Raw genomic sequence first — 13534 nt, forward strand, 5'->3', positions numbered from 1 at the left:
CCGGGCTCGGTGCGGAGCCCGGCCCGCCGCTACTGGGTCTGGTCGGTCGGGCGGATGAGGAGTTCGTTGACCGCGACGTGCTCGGGCTGGGTGACCGCGTAGACGACGGCGTCCGCGATGTCCCCGGGCTGGAGGGTCCGCATGGAGGCCGCCATCTCCCGCGCGAGCGCCCGGTGCCCGGGGTCGGCGATGTGGTCGACCAGTTCGGTGGCGACGAAGCCCGGTTCGACCAGCACGACGCGCACGCCCTGCGCGGTGACCTCCTGCCGCAGCGCCTCGGCGAAGGCGTTGACGCCGAACTTGGTGGCGGCGTAGGCGCCGGCGGTGGCCGTGGCGGTCCGCCCCGAGGTCGAGGAGACCTGCACGACGGTGCCCCTGCGCTCCAGCAGGTGCGGCAGCGCCGCGTGGACCGCGTACATCGACCCGAGCAGGTTGGTCTCGACCATGCGCCTCCAGTCGGCGGTGTCCGCGCTCGCGACCGGGCCGTTGAGCATCACCCCCGCGTTGTTGACCAGGACGTCCAGGCCGCCGAACCGGTCGACGGTCGCCGCGACCGCGGCGCGGACCGACGCCTCGTCGGTCACGTCCAGGTCCAGGGCCAGCACCTCGCCGGGCGCCTTGCCCGCCAGGGCCGCCAGCCGGTCGGCGCGCCGGGCGCCCGCCGCGACGGCGGCCCCCTCGGCCGACAGGGCCAGCGCGGTCGCCTCGCCGATGCCCGACGAGGCCCCCGTGACCAGGACGACCTTCCCGTCCAACGTGCTGCTCATGACGCATCCCTCCGGCTCAGGCAGGCGGGGCCGCGATCGGCGCCGTTCGGTGCTCCGAACGGCCCTCCGGCGCCCCACCGGCGTCTCCGCCTCGATCGACTCGCAGTTGCCGGTAGCTGAGATCGGGTAGCACGCCCACTTGTGACGACCGCGCGGTGCCGGCCGAGGCGCGGTTCGTCCACATCGCCGACTGGAGCTCGGGCGCCGCCCTCGACAAGGCCACCGCGCGTCAGCCGGCGAGGTGCTCCAGCGAGCGCAGCGGGACCGGCAGCCAGGACGGCCGGTTCCGCGCCTCGTACCGGATCTCGTAGACCGCCTTGTCGAACTCGAACGCCCGCACCAGCGCCGCGTGCGCGGCCGGGTCGGGGCCGCCCGCCGCCGCGTACCCGGCGCAGAACGCGTTCCGGTTCCGCTCCGCCCAGGCGCGGGCGCGCTGCTCCAGCATGTCCGCCGTGCCCGGCGCGAGGTTCCCGTCCGAGGCGATCAGGAACCGCGCCGCGTACTCGAACGAGCGCAGCATCCCGGCGACGTCGCGGAGCGGGTGCGCGGGCGCGCGCCGCTCCGCGGGCGCCCGCGCCGGCTCGCCCTCGAAGTCCAGCAGCACCCAGCCGGTGTCGGTGCGCATCACCTGGCCGAGGTGGTAGTCCCCGTGCACCCGCTGGAACTGCAGCCCCCCGGCCGCCGCCGCGACCTCGCCGAACGCGGCGCGGATGGCGGGGGCGTGCGGGCGCAGCTGCGGGACGGCCTCGGCGACCGCGTCGAGCTGGTCGTTCATCCCGGCGGCCAGCGCGCGCAGCCGCTCGGCGGGCACGGTCGTCACGCCGAACGCGCGGGCGAGGTCGCTGTGCACCTGCGCGGTCGCGGCGCCGAGCCGCTCGGCCTCGGCGGCGAAGTCGCCGCCCGCCGCGCCCGGGTCGTCGGTGGTGAGCGCGGCCTGCGCGTCGGGCGGGCCGGGCGGTAAGGGCTGGGCGAACCAGTCGCGGACGCTGGTGAGCGCGAGCTGCCAGCCGTCGGTCGCGCTGCGCAGGTACTCCGACAGCAGCGCGAGCGTGACGGGTTCGCCGCCGCCGGTGCCGTCACCGCCGGGTGCCAGTTCGATCCAGCCGTGCACGGCGGGGACGTGCTCGCAGCCGGCGCGGGTCAGCGCGAGGTTGACCTCCAGGTCGGGGTTCACGCCGGGCGCGAGCTTGCGGAACAGCTTGCACATGTACGCGTCGCCGAAGACGAGCGAGGTGTTGCTCTGCTCGGCGGTGGACGGCGCGCCGTCCAGGTCGGTGCGGATGCCGGTGCCGGGCGCGCGCCGGAAGCGCAGCGGCCCGATGACGGACTCGCCCGCCATGTGGGCGAGCAGCGGCCGGGTCAGCTCGGGGTCGTGGGCGGCGTCGTAGGCGTGGCCGGTGATCCCGGTCGCCCCGGCGAGCAGGCCGATCTCGTGGGGGCGCAGGCGCTCGGGCAGGTCGCGGCGGACGCCGAGCAGGACCTGGTAGTGCTCGGTGGCGCCGTTCTGGCGGACGTCGAGGACGAGGTGGTGCAGCCCCGGCTCCCCGGTCCGCAGCTCGGTCGCGGTGCCGATCGACAGGTCCTCGATGGGGCTGTCCTTGCCGCCGAACCAGCGCTGCCGGGGCAGCCAGCCGGCCAGCAGCCGGACGAGGGACGGGTCTCCTCCTTGGCCTGGACCGCCGGGCACGGCTACACCACCCTCTCGTCGCCCGGCTCGTCGGGCGGGGGCGGCAGCAGGAACCAGTAGAAGCCGTGGCCGGGGAGGGTGAGCAGGTAGGGCAGTTCGCCGATGGCGGGGAACTGCACGCCGCCCATGCACTCGATCGGCGTCGAACCGCGGAACCGCCGCAGGTCCAGCTCCACCGGCTGCGGGAAGCGCGACAGGTTGTTCACGCACAGGACCGTGTCGGTGCCGCCCCACTGGTTGGTGTCCCCGTTCCCGATCTCGCGGGTGAAGGCGAGGACGGAGGGGTTGGAGGCGGACAGTTCGACGTAGGTGCCGACGCCGAAGACGGGGTGGCGCTGCCGGATCTCGATCATCTTGCGGGTCCAGTGCAGGAGTGATCCGGGGTTGTTGACCTGGGCTTCGACGTTGACGGCCTGGTAGCCGTAGATGGGGTCCATGATGACGGGCAGGTAGAGGCGTGCGGGGTCGCATTGGGAGAAGCCGGCGTTGCGGTCGGGGGTCCATTGCATGGGGGTGCGGACGGCGTCGCGGTCGCCGAGCCAGATGTTGTCGCCCATGCCGATTTCGTCGCCGTAGTACAGGACGGGTGAGCCGGGCAGGGAGAGGAGGAGGGCGGTGAACAACTCCAACTGGTTGCGGTCGTTGTCCAGGAGGGGTGCCAGGCGGCGGCGGATGCCGATGTTGGCTTTCATGCGGGGGTCTTTGGCGTATTCGGTGTACATGTAGTCGCGTTCTTCGTCGGTGACCATCTCCAGGGTGAGTTCGTCGTGGTTGCGCAGGAAGATGCCCCATTGGCAGGATTCGGGGATCTTGGGGGTCTGGGCCATGATCTCGGAGATGGGGTAGCGCTGTTCGCGGCGGACGGCCATGAAGATGCGGGGCATGACGGGGAAGTGGAAGGCCATGTGGCATTCGTCGCCGCCGGCGCCGGGGTCGCCGAAGTACTCGACGACGTCGGCGGGCCATTGGTTGGCTTCGGCGAGCAGGACGCGGTCGGGGTAGAGGCGGTCGACCTCGGCGCGGACGCGTTTGAGGTAGGCGTGGGTTTCGGGGAGGTTCTCGCAGTTGGTGCCTTCGCGGGCGTACAGGTAGGGGACGGCGTCGAGGCGGAATCCGTCGATGCCTAGGTCGAGCCAGAACCGCAGGACTTCGAGCATGGCGTCCTGGACGGCGGGGTTGTCGTAGTTGAGGTCGGGTTGGTGGGAGAAGAAGCGGTGCCAGTAGTACTGGCCGCGGACGGGGTCGTAGGTCCAGTTGGAGGACTCGGTGTCGACGAAGATGATGCGGGCTTCGGGGTATTTGTCGTCGGTGTCGTTCCACATGTAGAAGTCACCGAACGGCCCGTCCGGATCCGTCCGCGACGCCTGGAACCAGGAATGCTGGTCGCTGGTGTGGTTCATGACGAGGTCCGCGATGACGCGGATTCCCCGCGCGTGCGCCTGCTCGATCAGTTCCACGAAATCGCCGAGCTCCCCGAAGTCGGGCAGGATCCGGGTGTATTCGGAGATGTCGTAGCCGCCGTCTTTCAGCGGTGACTGGTAGATCGGCAGCAGCCACAGGCAGTCGACCCCGAGCCATTCCAGATGGTCGAGCTTGGAGATGAGGCCGCGCAGATCGCCGTAACCGTCATTGTTGGAATCGGCGAATCCGCGCACCGACACCTCGTAGAAGACGGCCGTCTTGAACCAGTGCGGATCGCGCGGCGTCTCGGGGCTGAACGCATCGGGGACGGGCTCGGACGCCGCCGGGGCCGCGTCCGGGGGGATCTCGGGGACGGGCTCGTCCCTGGGCACCGGGCCGGGGCCAGGCGTCGGGCCGGGCGTCGGGGAGGGAGGCTGTGGTTCGTTCGGTCCGCTCAACTCTCGCTGCTCCGGAACGTGAAGATGTGCGCCGGTCGAAGGTGCGGGTCCAGGTAGACGTAATTGGCCTTACGCCACGTGTACGTCGCGCCGTCCAGTTCGTCGTGGACGGTGAAGGGCCGGTCGGGGTCGTCGGGAAGGCCGAGTGCGGTGAGGTCGAGGTGGACCGTCGCCTCGCGCGGCTGGTGCGGGTTCAGATTGACGATCGCCAGGACCACGTCGTCCATGTGCCGTTTGGAGAACGCGAGCAGTTCCGGCTGGTCGATGTAGTGGAAGCGCAGATTGCGCAGCAGTTGGAGTGCTGGGTGGGCGTTGCGGAGGGTGTTGAGCTGGGTGATGAGGGGGGCGATGGTGGTGTTGTCGCGGTCGGCGGCTTCCCAGTCGCGGGGGCGGTACTGGTATTTCTCGGAGTCGCGGTATTCCTCGCTGCCGGGGCGGACGGGGGTGTTCTCGCAGAGTTCGTAGCCGGAGTAGATGCCCCAGGTGGGGGAGAGCAGTGCGGCGAGGACGGCGCGGATCTCAAAAGCGGGGCGGCCGCCGTGTTGGAGGTATTCGTTGAGGATGTCGGGGGTGTTGGTGAAGGCGTTGGGGCGCATGTAGGCGGCGGTGTCGCCGGTGAGTTCGGTGAAGTAGTCGGTGAGTTCGTCGGCGGAGTTGCGCCAGGTGAAGTAGGTGTAGGACTGGTGGAAGCCGATTTTGGCCAGGGTGTGCATCATCGCGGGGCGGGTGAAGGCTTCGGCGAGGAAGAGGACGTCGGGGTGGGTGGTGGCGATGTCGGCCAGGAGGCGTTCCCAGAAGTCGACGGGTTTGGTGTGGGGGTTGTCGACGCGGAAGATCCGTACGCCGTGGTCGATCCAGTGGTGGATGATGCGTTTGACCTCGGTGTAGAGGCCGTCGGGGTCGTTGTCGAAGTTGAGGGGGTAGATGTCCTGGTATTTCTTGGGCGGGTTCTCGGCGTGGGCGATGGTGCCGTCGGCGCGGGTGGTGAACCATTCGGGGTGCTGGGTGACCCAGGGGTGGTCGGGGGAGCATTGCAGGGCCAGGTCCAGGGCGATTTCCAGGCCGTGGTCGGAGGCGTAGGCGACGAAGGCGTCGAAGTCGGCGATCGTGCCGAGGTCGGGGTGGATGGCGTCGTGGCCGCCGTCGGGGGAGCCGATGGCCCAGGGTGAGCCGGGGTCATACGGGCCGGCGTCCAGGGTGTTGTTAGGTCCTTTGCGGTGGGTGGTGCCGATGGGGTGGATGGGGGGGAGGTAGACGATGTCGAAGCCCATGTCGGCGATGGCGGGCAGGCGTTTCATGGCGGTGCGGAACGTTCCGGAGATGGGGCCGCGGCGTCCCATGGGGTCGTGGGTGGCGCCTTCGGAGCGAGGGAAGAACTCATACCAGGCGCCGTACAGGGCGCGTTGCCGGTGCACCACCAGCGGGTACCAGTCCGACACCGTCAGCAGATCCCGCAACGGATGCCGCTCCAGCACCTCCGCCACGTCGGGATCGGCCGCCGCCTCCATCCGGTCGGCGACCGGGATCGTCTCGTCGCCCAGGCACGCCGCCAGCCGGGTCAGGGTCGGGCGGTCCTTGCTCGGCAGCGCCTCCGCGGCGCGGGCGAACAGCCGCGCGCCTTCGGCGAGCATCAGCTCGACGTCCTGGCCGCGGGGGACCTTGATCTGCGTGTCGTGCCACCAGTGCGCGATCGGGTCGCCCCACGCCTCCACCCGGAAGGACCACTGGCCCATCCGGTCCGGCGTCACCCGCGCCGCCCACCGGTCCAGCCCGACACCGACCTCGGACATCCGCTCGCCCGGCTGCTCCATGCCGTCCGGCGAGCGCAGCACCACCGCCGCGCCGAGCATCTCGTGCCCCTCGCGGAACACCGTCGCCGACACCTCGATGGTCTCGCCCACCACGGCCTTCGCCGGCCACCGGCCGCCCCCCACCACCGGCGCCACGTCCAGGATCGGGATCCGCCCGAGCCTCGGAATACCGGTGAGCGTGGAGGTTCCGGACTCGACCTGCATATGGCATCCCCTACCCGTTCGAGACTTCCGAAACGTCCATGCCCGGGAAGCGGCGCCACCTGTCATCGAGTCGCCGATAACTTTGCGCGACGTTCCAGGCGACGCTCCGCCACCGGCCGTGACGAGCGTTCCGGGATCGCTGGGCCGCCGTTGGGCGGATCTTGACCGCGGGCCGCCCCGGGACGCGAACCCGGCGGCGCGGCGGATCGTTGAACCGGCGTGCCCGATCACGTGCCGATGGAGCTGGTGCGCCCGCTGGTGCTGTGGGCGCTGATCGCGGGGGCGGTGGCCCTGCTGTGGCGCCCCGTCGCGCGGCGGACGGGGTGGCCGCCGCTGCCCGCGCGGGCGCTGCTGGCCTGGACGGGCCTCGTGCTGGCGATCACGCTGCCGGCGACCGTCGCGCCGGGCGCGGGCGGGCGGCTGGAGCACTGCGTCGCGACCCCGGTGTCCGACATCGCGTGGTCGCTGCGCATCTTCGGGTCGCGCGGCTTGGAGGACGTCATGAATGTTGCCTTATGGGTACCTTTGGGTTTCCTGGGGGTGCTGGTGTCCCGCCGTCCGGTGGCGGCGCCCGCGATGTTCTCGGCGGGGTTCGTTCTGGTCGAATTCCTGCAAACTCTTGATCCGGGTCGCGAGTGCGATCCCGGTGACATGGCGTACAACTCGATCGGCGTGGCCGCGGGAGCCCTTGCGGCGTCGGGGTTCCTGCGCGTCCGCGCGCTCGCCGCCGACCGATCCGCGAAGTGACGAAACCCCTCCCGGCTGTCGCGTCATCGCATCGCATTGCATAGCGTGACGTTGCGTGAAGGCAATCCGACGATTCACGGTCCGCACCGTCCTTCCAGAGCCGCTCCGGCAGCTCGAGGAGCTCGTCCTCAATCTGCGCTGGTCGTGGCACCACGAGACGCTGGACCTGTTCCGCGCCGTGGACCCTGCGCTGTGGGAGGCCGTCCACCACGACCCGGTCCGGCTGCTCGGCGAGGTCGCGCCCGAACGGCTGGCGCAGCTCGCCGAGGACCGGCGCTTCCTGCGCCGGCTCCAGGACACGGCCGAGGACCTGCACGAGTACCTGACCGCACCGCGCTGGTACCAGTCGCTGGCCGGCGCGCCCTCGTCCATCGCCTACTTCTCGCCCGAGTACGGCATCACCGCGGCCCTGCCGCAGTACTCCGGCGGCCTCGGCATCCTGGCCGGCGACCACCTCAAGACCGCCAGCGACCTCGGCGTGCCGATCATCGCGGTCGGGCTGCTGTACCGGCACGGGTACTTCTCCCAGTCGCTGTCGCCGGACGGCTGGCAGCTGGAGCGCTACCCGCCGATTGACCCGAACGGGCTGCCGCTGACCCTGCTGCGCGAGGCCGACGGGACCCCGGTCCGCGTCGCGATCGGCCTGCCCCGGGGCGGGGCGGGGCGCGGCAACGGCGCCGGCGGCGCCGAAACCGGGGCCGGCGGCCACGAACTGCACGCGCAGGTGTGGCTGGCCAAGGTCGGCCGCGTCCCGCAGCTGCTGCTGGACTCCGACGTCGAGGACAACGACCCCGCCGCCCGCGACGTCACCGACCGGCTCTACGGCGGCGGCGGCGACCACCGGCTGCTGCAGGAGATGCTGCTCGGCATCGGCGGCGTCCGCGCCATCCGCGCGTACTGCCGCATCACCGGCCACCCCGCGCCCGAGGTGTTCCACACCAACGAGGGGCACGCCGGGTTCCTCGGCCTGGAACGCATCCGCGAGCTCGTGTCCGAGCACGCGCTGACGTTCGACGAGGCCCTGGAGGCGACCCGCGCGGGCACGGTGTTCACCACGCACACCCCGGTGCCCGCCGGGATCGACCGGTTCCCGCGCGAGCTGGTCGCCCGGTACTTCGGCGGCGCCAACGAGGACCCGCACGTCCCCGTCGAACGCGTCCTCGCGCTCGGCGCCGAGGACTACCCCGGCGGCGACCGCACCGTGTTCAACATGGCCGTCATGGGGATGCGGCTGGCGCAGCGCGTCAACGGCGTCAGCGAGCTGCACGGCGAGGTCAGCCGCGAGATGTTCGGCGGCCTGTGGGGCGGCTTCGACACCGCCGAGGTCCCGATCGGGTCCATCACCAACGGCGTCCACGCCGGCACGTGGGTGGCGCGGGAGGTCCTCGACCTCGCCGCCCGCGAGATCCCGGCGCTGATGGCGTCCGGGCGCGGCTGGGAGGAGGTCCGCGACGTCCCGGAGAGCGAGATCTGGCGGATCCGCGGCCTGCTCCGCGAACGGCTCGTGCTCGACGCGCGGCGCCGGCTCCGCGAGTCGTGGAGGCAGCGCGGCGCCAGCGAGGCCGAGACGTCCTGGATCGACGACGCCCTCGACCCGAACGTGCTGACCATCGGGTTCGCGCGGCGCGTCCCGTCCTACAAGCGGCTCACGCTGATGATGAGCGACCCGGACCGGCTGCGCCGCATCCTGCTGGACCCGGACCGGCCGGTGCAGATCGTCATCGCCGGGAAGGCGCACCCCGCCGACGAGGGCGGCAAGCGGCTCATCCAGGAGATCGTCCGGTTCTCCGGCGAGGAGGACGTCCGGCACCGCATCGTGTTCCTGCCCGACTACGACATGGCGCTCGGGCGGCTCATGGTGCAGGGCTGCGACGTGTGGATGAACAACCCGCTGCGCCCGCTGGAGGCGTGCGGCACGTCCGGGATGAAGGCGGCCCTCAACGGCGGGCTGAACCTGTCCATCCGGGACGGCTGGTGGGACGAGTGGTACGACGGGCAGAACGGCTGGGCGATCCCGTCCGCCGACGGCCTCGCGAGCCCCGACCGGCGCGACGAGCTGGAGGCCGGCGCGCTGTACGAGCTGATCGAGGACCACGTCTCGGTCACCTTCTACGACCGCGACTCGTCCGGGCTGCCGCGCCGCTGGCTGGAGATGGTCAAGCACACCATCGCCACCCTCGGCCCGAAGGTGCTGGCCGGCCGGATGCTCCGCGACTACGTCCTGGACCTCTACACCCCGGCGGCCGAGTCCGAGCGGGAGATGGTCGCCGACAAGTACGCCGGTGCGCGCGCGCTGGCCGGCTGGAAGCAGCGGGTCGCCAAGGCGTGGCCGGGCGTCACCGTCGAGCACGTCGAGTCCAACGGCGGGGAGAGCCCGCAGGTCGGGGCGCTGCTGACGGTGAAGGCCGTCGTCGCGCTCGGCGGCCTCGACCCCGACGACGTCGCCGTCGAGGCCGCCTACGGCCGGGTGGACGACTCCGACGCGCTGATCGACCCGTCCTACCTGGAGCTGGGCGGCGCCGAACCGGCGGGCGACGGGCGGCTGCGCTACACCGGCGAGGTCCCGCTCGGCCGCAGCGGCGCGTTCGGGTACGGCGTCCGGGTCGTCCCGAGCCACCCGATGCTGTCCACGCGGGCGGAGATGGGGCTCGTCGCGCTGCCGCCGGCGCCGCACGGCATGACGAACGGCGACCTGCGCTAGCCGTCCGCCTCGTCCGCCTCGTCCTCGTCCTCGTCGTCGGGCGGCGGGTCCGGCATCCGCCACCCGGCGACGAGCACGGGCAGCAGCATGTGCGTCTCGAACAGCGCGACGACACCGACCACGACGGCCGCCATCGGGACGTGGTCGGTGTCGGCGGCCAGCACCCCGACCACGACGGCCACGAGCACCGCGAGCATGACCCGGTGCGCGACGGTGAAGGCGCGCAGCCGGTCAGCGACCTGCCGCTCGTCCAGCCGGCTCTCCGCCAGCGACGTCGTCCCGCGCGTCGCGATGTTCAGCGCGGCGACCACCGGGATCGTGGTCGCCACCGACACGACCAGCAGGCCGATCGTCGTCCACATGGCGGTGTCGCTGGGCGCGAGGTTCCACGACACGACCGTCCCGGCCCAGATCATGGCGAGGCCCGCGAGCCCGGCGGCGGCGAGCGCCCGCCGCCGGCGCCGCGTCGCGTACCAGGACGGCAGCAGGTCGGACTGCAGCACCTCCTCCCGGCGGCGCGTCCACCGTTCCCACATTCCGGGCTTCCCTCCCTCGGGCGTCATCACGTGCTTCCCAGCCGCGGGAACGGCGTCAGCGAGAACACGACCTCGACCGGCACCTCGAAGAACGCGGCGATCCGCAGCGCGAGGTGCAGGCTCGGGCTGTACTCGCCGCGCTCCAGGTAGCCGATCGTCTGGTAGTGGACGCCCAGCGCCGTCGCCAGCTCCCGGCGCGACACGCCGCGCTCGGCACGCAGCACCGCGATCCGGTTGTGGACGTGCTCCTTGTCCGCCTTGCCGTCCGCCACCGGCCCAGTCTCCCGCACCCGGAGGTCAGAACGCGCCCTGGGCGGCCCGGCGCTCCCGGCGGGCGGCCAGCCGCGCCCCCGACTCCCGGCGCGCCGCCCGCAGCAGCAGCCACGGCGCGACCAGCAGGCCCGCGGCGGCCCACGCGCCGAGCATCCCCGCGGTCTCCAGCGGGCGCCAGCTCCCGCCGATCTCCCCGGCGAGCATCGCGTCCGGCAGGAACGCCGACCGCAGCCCGAGGCCCTCCCAGTACAGCGGGAACGCCTGCGCGACCCACCGCACCGGCTCCGGCAGCGACATCACCGGGAACAGCACCCCGGAGATGACCATCAGGCCCATCACCGGAAGGGACAGGATGCTCGCGGCGTTGCGCGGCCCCGGCAGCAGCGTGCCGAGCGCGGCGCCGAACGGCACGACCGCGAGGGTGCCGAGCGCCACCACCCACAGCAGCGTCAGCCACCGCCCGGGGTCGGACGGCAGGTCCAGGCCCGCCAGCGCCATGCCCGCGACCAGCATCAGCACCACGTACATGACGATCTGCAGCAGCACCGAGACGGCCCGCCCGACGACGTAGGCGGCGACGCCGCCCGGGACCGTCCGCAGCCGCAGCAGCGTGCCCTCCTCCCGGTCCGCGGCGATCATCATGGCGAGGTTCATCAGCCCGGTCGAGAACACGCAGAACGCGACGAACCCCGCCGCGAGCAGCAGCCCCTCCGACACGTGCGTGCCCTGCGCGTCGTGGCCGCCCTGCCAGCGCACCATCAGCACGAAGACGCCTACGGTCCCGACGACGCCGGTCAGCAGCTCGCGCCGGTTCCTCAGCGAGTGCACGTGCTCGGCCCAGCCGCGCCGGACCCCCATCCGGATCGTCCTGGTGTTCACGCCGCCGTCCTCTCCGCGCCCGCGCCCGCGCTCGCTCCGGCCGCGCCCGCGCCCGCTCCGGCCGCGGCGGACTCGGCGCCGCCGACCAGGTTCAGGTAGCTCTGCTCCAGCGTCGGCCGCCGGATCTCCAGCCCCGGCACCGGACCGCCGAACCGCCGGTGCAGCTCGTACGCCAGCCGCGACGGGTCCGGCGTCCGCTCGGCGCGGGGCGCGCCGTCCTCCACCCACCGCACCTCCGACGCCGCCTGCACGACCGACGCCAGCGCGGACGGGGTGCCGCTCACCGTGACCTCGCCCCGCACCAGGATCGCGATGCGGTCCGCGAGCCGCTCGGCCTCCGCCAGGTCGTGCGTGGTCAGCAGGATCGTCATGCCGTCCTCGCGGGCGAGCCGCTCGACCAGCTCGTGGAAGTCGCTGCGCGCCCGCGGGTCGAACCCGGCGGTCGGCTCGTCCAGGAACAGCACCTCCGGCCGGCCGACGATGCCGAGCGCGACGTCCAGGCGGCGGCGCTGCCCGCCCGACAGCCGCGCCGCCGGCAGCGCGGCCTGCTCCGCCAGCCCCATGGCCTCCAGCAGCTCGTCGGGGTCGCGCGGCCGGTCGTAGAACGCCGCGATGTGCGCCAGCAGCTGCCGGACGCCCCAGCGCGGATGGTCCTGCCAGTCCTGCAGGACGATCCCGAGCCGCGCCCGCCACGCCGCGCCGGCCGTGCCGGGGTCGGCGCCGAGCACCCGCACCTCCCCGGACGAGCGGCGCCTGAACCCCTCCAGGATCTCGATCGTGGTGGTCTTGCCCGCGCCGTTCGGGCCGAGCAGCGCCGCCACCTCGCCCGCCCCGACCTCCAGGTCGACGCCGCGCAGCACCTCGGTGCGGCCGTAGCGCATCCGCAGGTCGCGCGTCCGGATCACCGGACCGGTCATGCCCACCTCCTCCGTACGGGAACTTCGATCGTTCGATGTAACCCTGCATCTGTTGATAGTAGAAGTACTACATCTCGTCGCAAGGTCGCAAGACACCGCACCTGGCAGGATGGGGCCGTGCGCGCACCAGCCCTCGCCCGGTACCGCGCCGCGTCCGCGCTCCGGTGGCCGCGCGGCCGCCGCGCCGACGCGCTGCTGGGCGCCGCCTGCTTCGCCGTCCTCGCCGTGATCGCGCTGATCGCGAACTACGGGCTCCATCGCGGCGCCCTGCCGCTCTACGGGTGGGCGCTACTGGCCGTCGCCTGCGGCGCGCTGGCCTTCCGCCGCAGCCGCCCCCGCACCGTGGCGGCCGTCACCTTCGTCGCCTGTGCCCTCTACTACCCGCTCACCGCGCCCGACGGCCCGATCATCATGACCTTCGTCATCGCGCTCTACACCGCGGCGGCCGAAGGGCACCTCGCCTCGGCGTCCGCGCTCGCCGCCGTCGCGATGGGCGCCACCCTCTACGGCAACGACGCCGACCAGGTCAACCACCTCGCCGACGCCGCGAGCTTCCTGCTCGCCGGCTGGTTCGTCGCCGTCATCGCCATCGGCGGCTTCGCCCGCAACCGGCGCGCCTACCTGCGCGAGGCCGAACGCCGCCTCGCCGCCGCCGAACGCTCCCGCGAGGCGGAGGCCAGCCGCCGCGCCGTCGAGGAGCGGCTCCGCATCGCCCGCGAGCTGCACGACGCGCTCGGCCACAACATCTCGCTGATCCACGTCCAGGCCACCGCCGCGCTCCACGTCCTGCAACGCGAGCCCGGCCGGGCCGGGGAGGCCCTCACCGCCATCAAGGACGCCAGCAAGGACAGCCTCCGCGAGCTGCGCGCCACGCTCGGCGTGCTGCGCCAGGTCGACGCCCCCCTGCCAGACGCCCCGCCCGGCCTCGCCCGGCTGGACGAGCTCGCCGCCGGCACCACCGCCGCCGGCCTCACCGTCCGCACCGAGACCGAGGGCGCGCCCCGCCCCCTGCCCCCGGACGCCGACCACGCCGCGTACCGGATCGTCCAGGAGGCCCTCACCAACGTCACCCGGCACTCCGGCGCCTCGGCCGCCGTCGTCCGCGTCCGGTACGGCGACGGCGACGTCACCGTCCTCGTCGAGGACGACGGCG

The 13534-nt window shown here is 72.6% G+C and carries 11 protein-coding genes; 3 read left to right on the forward strand and 8 right to left on the reverse strand.

The window, feature by feature from the left end; genetic code table 11:
• Positions 1-29 precede the first annotated feature (29 nt).
• The 4 genes from ABZ914_RS32985 to ABZ914_RS33000 form a co-directional block, all read right to left on the reverse strand.
• The gene (locus tag ABZ914_RS32985) at positions 30-767 is read right to left on the reverse strand and encodes an SDR family NAD(P)-dependent oxidoreductase (protein WP_500198059.1); all 738 of its coding nucleotides are present in this window, start codon (positions 765-767) and stop codon (positions 30-32) included.
• Positions 768-996: 229 nt separating this feature from the next.
• Entirely contained in the window at positions 997-2454 is a 1458-nt protein-coding gene (locus ABZ914_RS32990; protein WP_500198061.1) for a maltokinase N-terminal cap-like domain-containing protein, read from the reverse strand.
• 2 nt (positions 2455-2456) lie between these two features.
• On the reverse strand, positions 2457-4247 hold the full coding sequence (gene treS / locus ABZ914_RS32995; RefSeq protein ID WP_500198063.1) for a maltose alpha-D-glucosyltransferase: 1791 nt from the start codon (positions 4245-4247) through the stop codon (positions 2457-2459).
• A 62-nt stretch (positions 4248-4309) separates the two neighbouring features.
• Positions 4310-6328, reverse strand: a complete 2019-nt coding sequence (locus ABZ914_RS33000) for an alpha-1,4-glucan--maltose-1-phosphate maltosyltransferase (protein WP_500198065.1) — start codon at positions 6326-6328, stop codon at positions 4310-4312.
• Between the two features lie 219 nt (positions 6329-6547).
• Here ABZ914_RS33000 and ABZ914_RS33005 point away from each other — a divergent pair, with 219 nt between their 5' ends.
• Positions 6548-7075, forward strand: coding sequence for a VanZ family protein (locus tag ABZ914_RS33005; protein WP_500198066.1), 528 nt, complete (start codon positions 6548-6550; stop codon positions 7073-7075).
• 55 nt (positions 7076-7130) lie between these two features.
• Complete coding sequence (gene glgP / locus ABZ914_RS33010; protein WP_500198067.1) at positions 7131-9776, forward strand: alpha-glucan family phosphorylase; 2646 nt, start codon at positions 7131-7133, stop codon at positions 9774-9776.
• Here the strand turns inward: glgP and ABZ914_RS33015 are convergent.
• From ABZ914_RS33015 to ABZ914_RS33030, 4 genes are read right to left on the reverse strand one after another with little or no spacing between them, the layout of a single operon-like run.
• Positions 9773-10339: a hypothetical protein gene (locus ABZ914_RS33015; protein WP_500198069.1), complete on the reverse strand. Its 567-nt coding sequence runs from the start codon at positions 10337-10339 to the stop codon at positions 9773-9775. The two genes, glgP and ABZ914_RS33015, sit on opposite strands and share 4 nt — an antisense overlap.
• Entirely contained in the window at positions 10339-10584 is a 246-nt protein-coding gene (locus ABZ914_RS33020) for a helix-turn-helix transcriptional regulator (RefSeq protein WP_151600480.1), read from the reverse strand. Before ABZ914_RS33020 ends, ABZ914_RS33015 begins: the two co-directional genes overlap by 1 nt.
• Before the next feature lie 25 nt (positions 10585-10609).
• Positions 10610-11464 (reverse strand): ABC transporter permease, encoded by an 855-nt coding sequence (locus ABZ914_RS33025; protein WP_500198071.1) that lies wholly within the window; start codon positions 11462-11464, stop codon positions 10610-10612.
• Positions 11461-12381, reverse strand: coding sequence for an ABC transporter ATP-binding protein (locus ABZ914_RS33030; protein ID WP_500198073.1), 921 nt, complete (start codon positions 12379-12381; stop codon positions 11461-11463). Before ABZ914_RS33030 ends, ABZ914_RS33025 begins: the two co-directional genes overlap by 4 nt.
• A gap of 117 nt (positions 12382-12498) precedes the next feature.
• On the opposite strand from ABZ914_RS33030, the gene ABZ914_RS33035 reads away from it, so the two are divergent.
• A partial coding sequence (locus ABZ914_RS33035; RefSeq protein ID WP_500198074.1) for a sensor histidine kinase occupies positions 12499-13534 on the forward strand: 1036 nt, incomplete at its 3' end.

The sequence above is a fragment of the Spirillospora sp. NPDC046719 genome (genome assembly GCF_040645715.1).
Taxonomy (GTDB): Bacteria; Actinomycetota; Actinomycetes; order Streptosporangiales; family Streptosporangiaceae; genus Spirillospora.

Excerpts from the sequence above, each read along its gene's own strand:
- ABZ914_RS32985 (WP_500198059.1), bottom strand. The coding sequence starts at position 767 with ATGAGCAGCACGTTGGACGGGAAGGTCGTCCTGGTCACGGGGGCCTCG.
- ABZ914_RS33015 (WP_500198069.1), bottom strand. The coding sequence starts at position 10,339 with ATGACGCCCGAGGGAGGGAAGCCCGGAATGTGGGAACGGTGGACGCGC.
- ABZ914_RS33000 (WP_500198065.1), bottom strand. The coding sequence starts at position 6,328 with ATGCAGGTCGAGTCCGGAACCTCCACGCTCACCGGTATTCCGAGGCTC.
- ABZ914_RS33030 (WP_500198073.1), bottom strand. The coding sequence starts at position 12,381 with ATGACCGGTCCGGTGATCCGGACGCGCGACCTGCGGATGCGCTACGGC.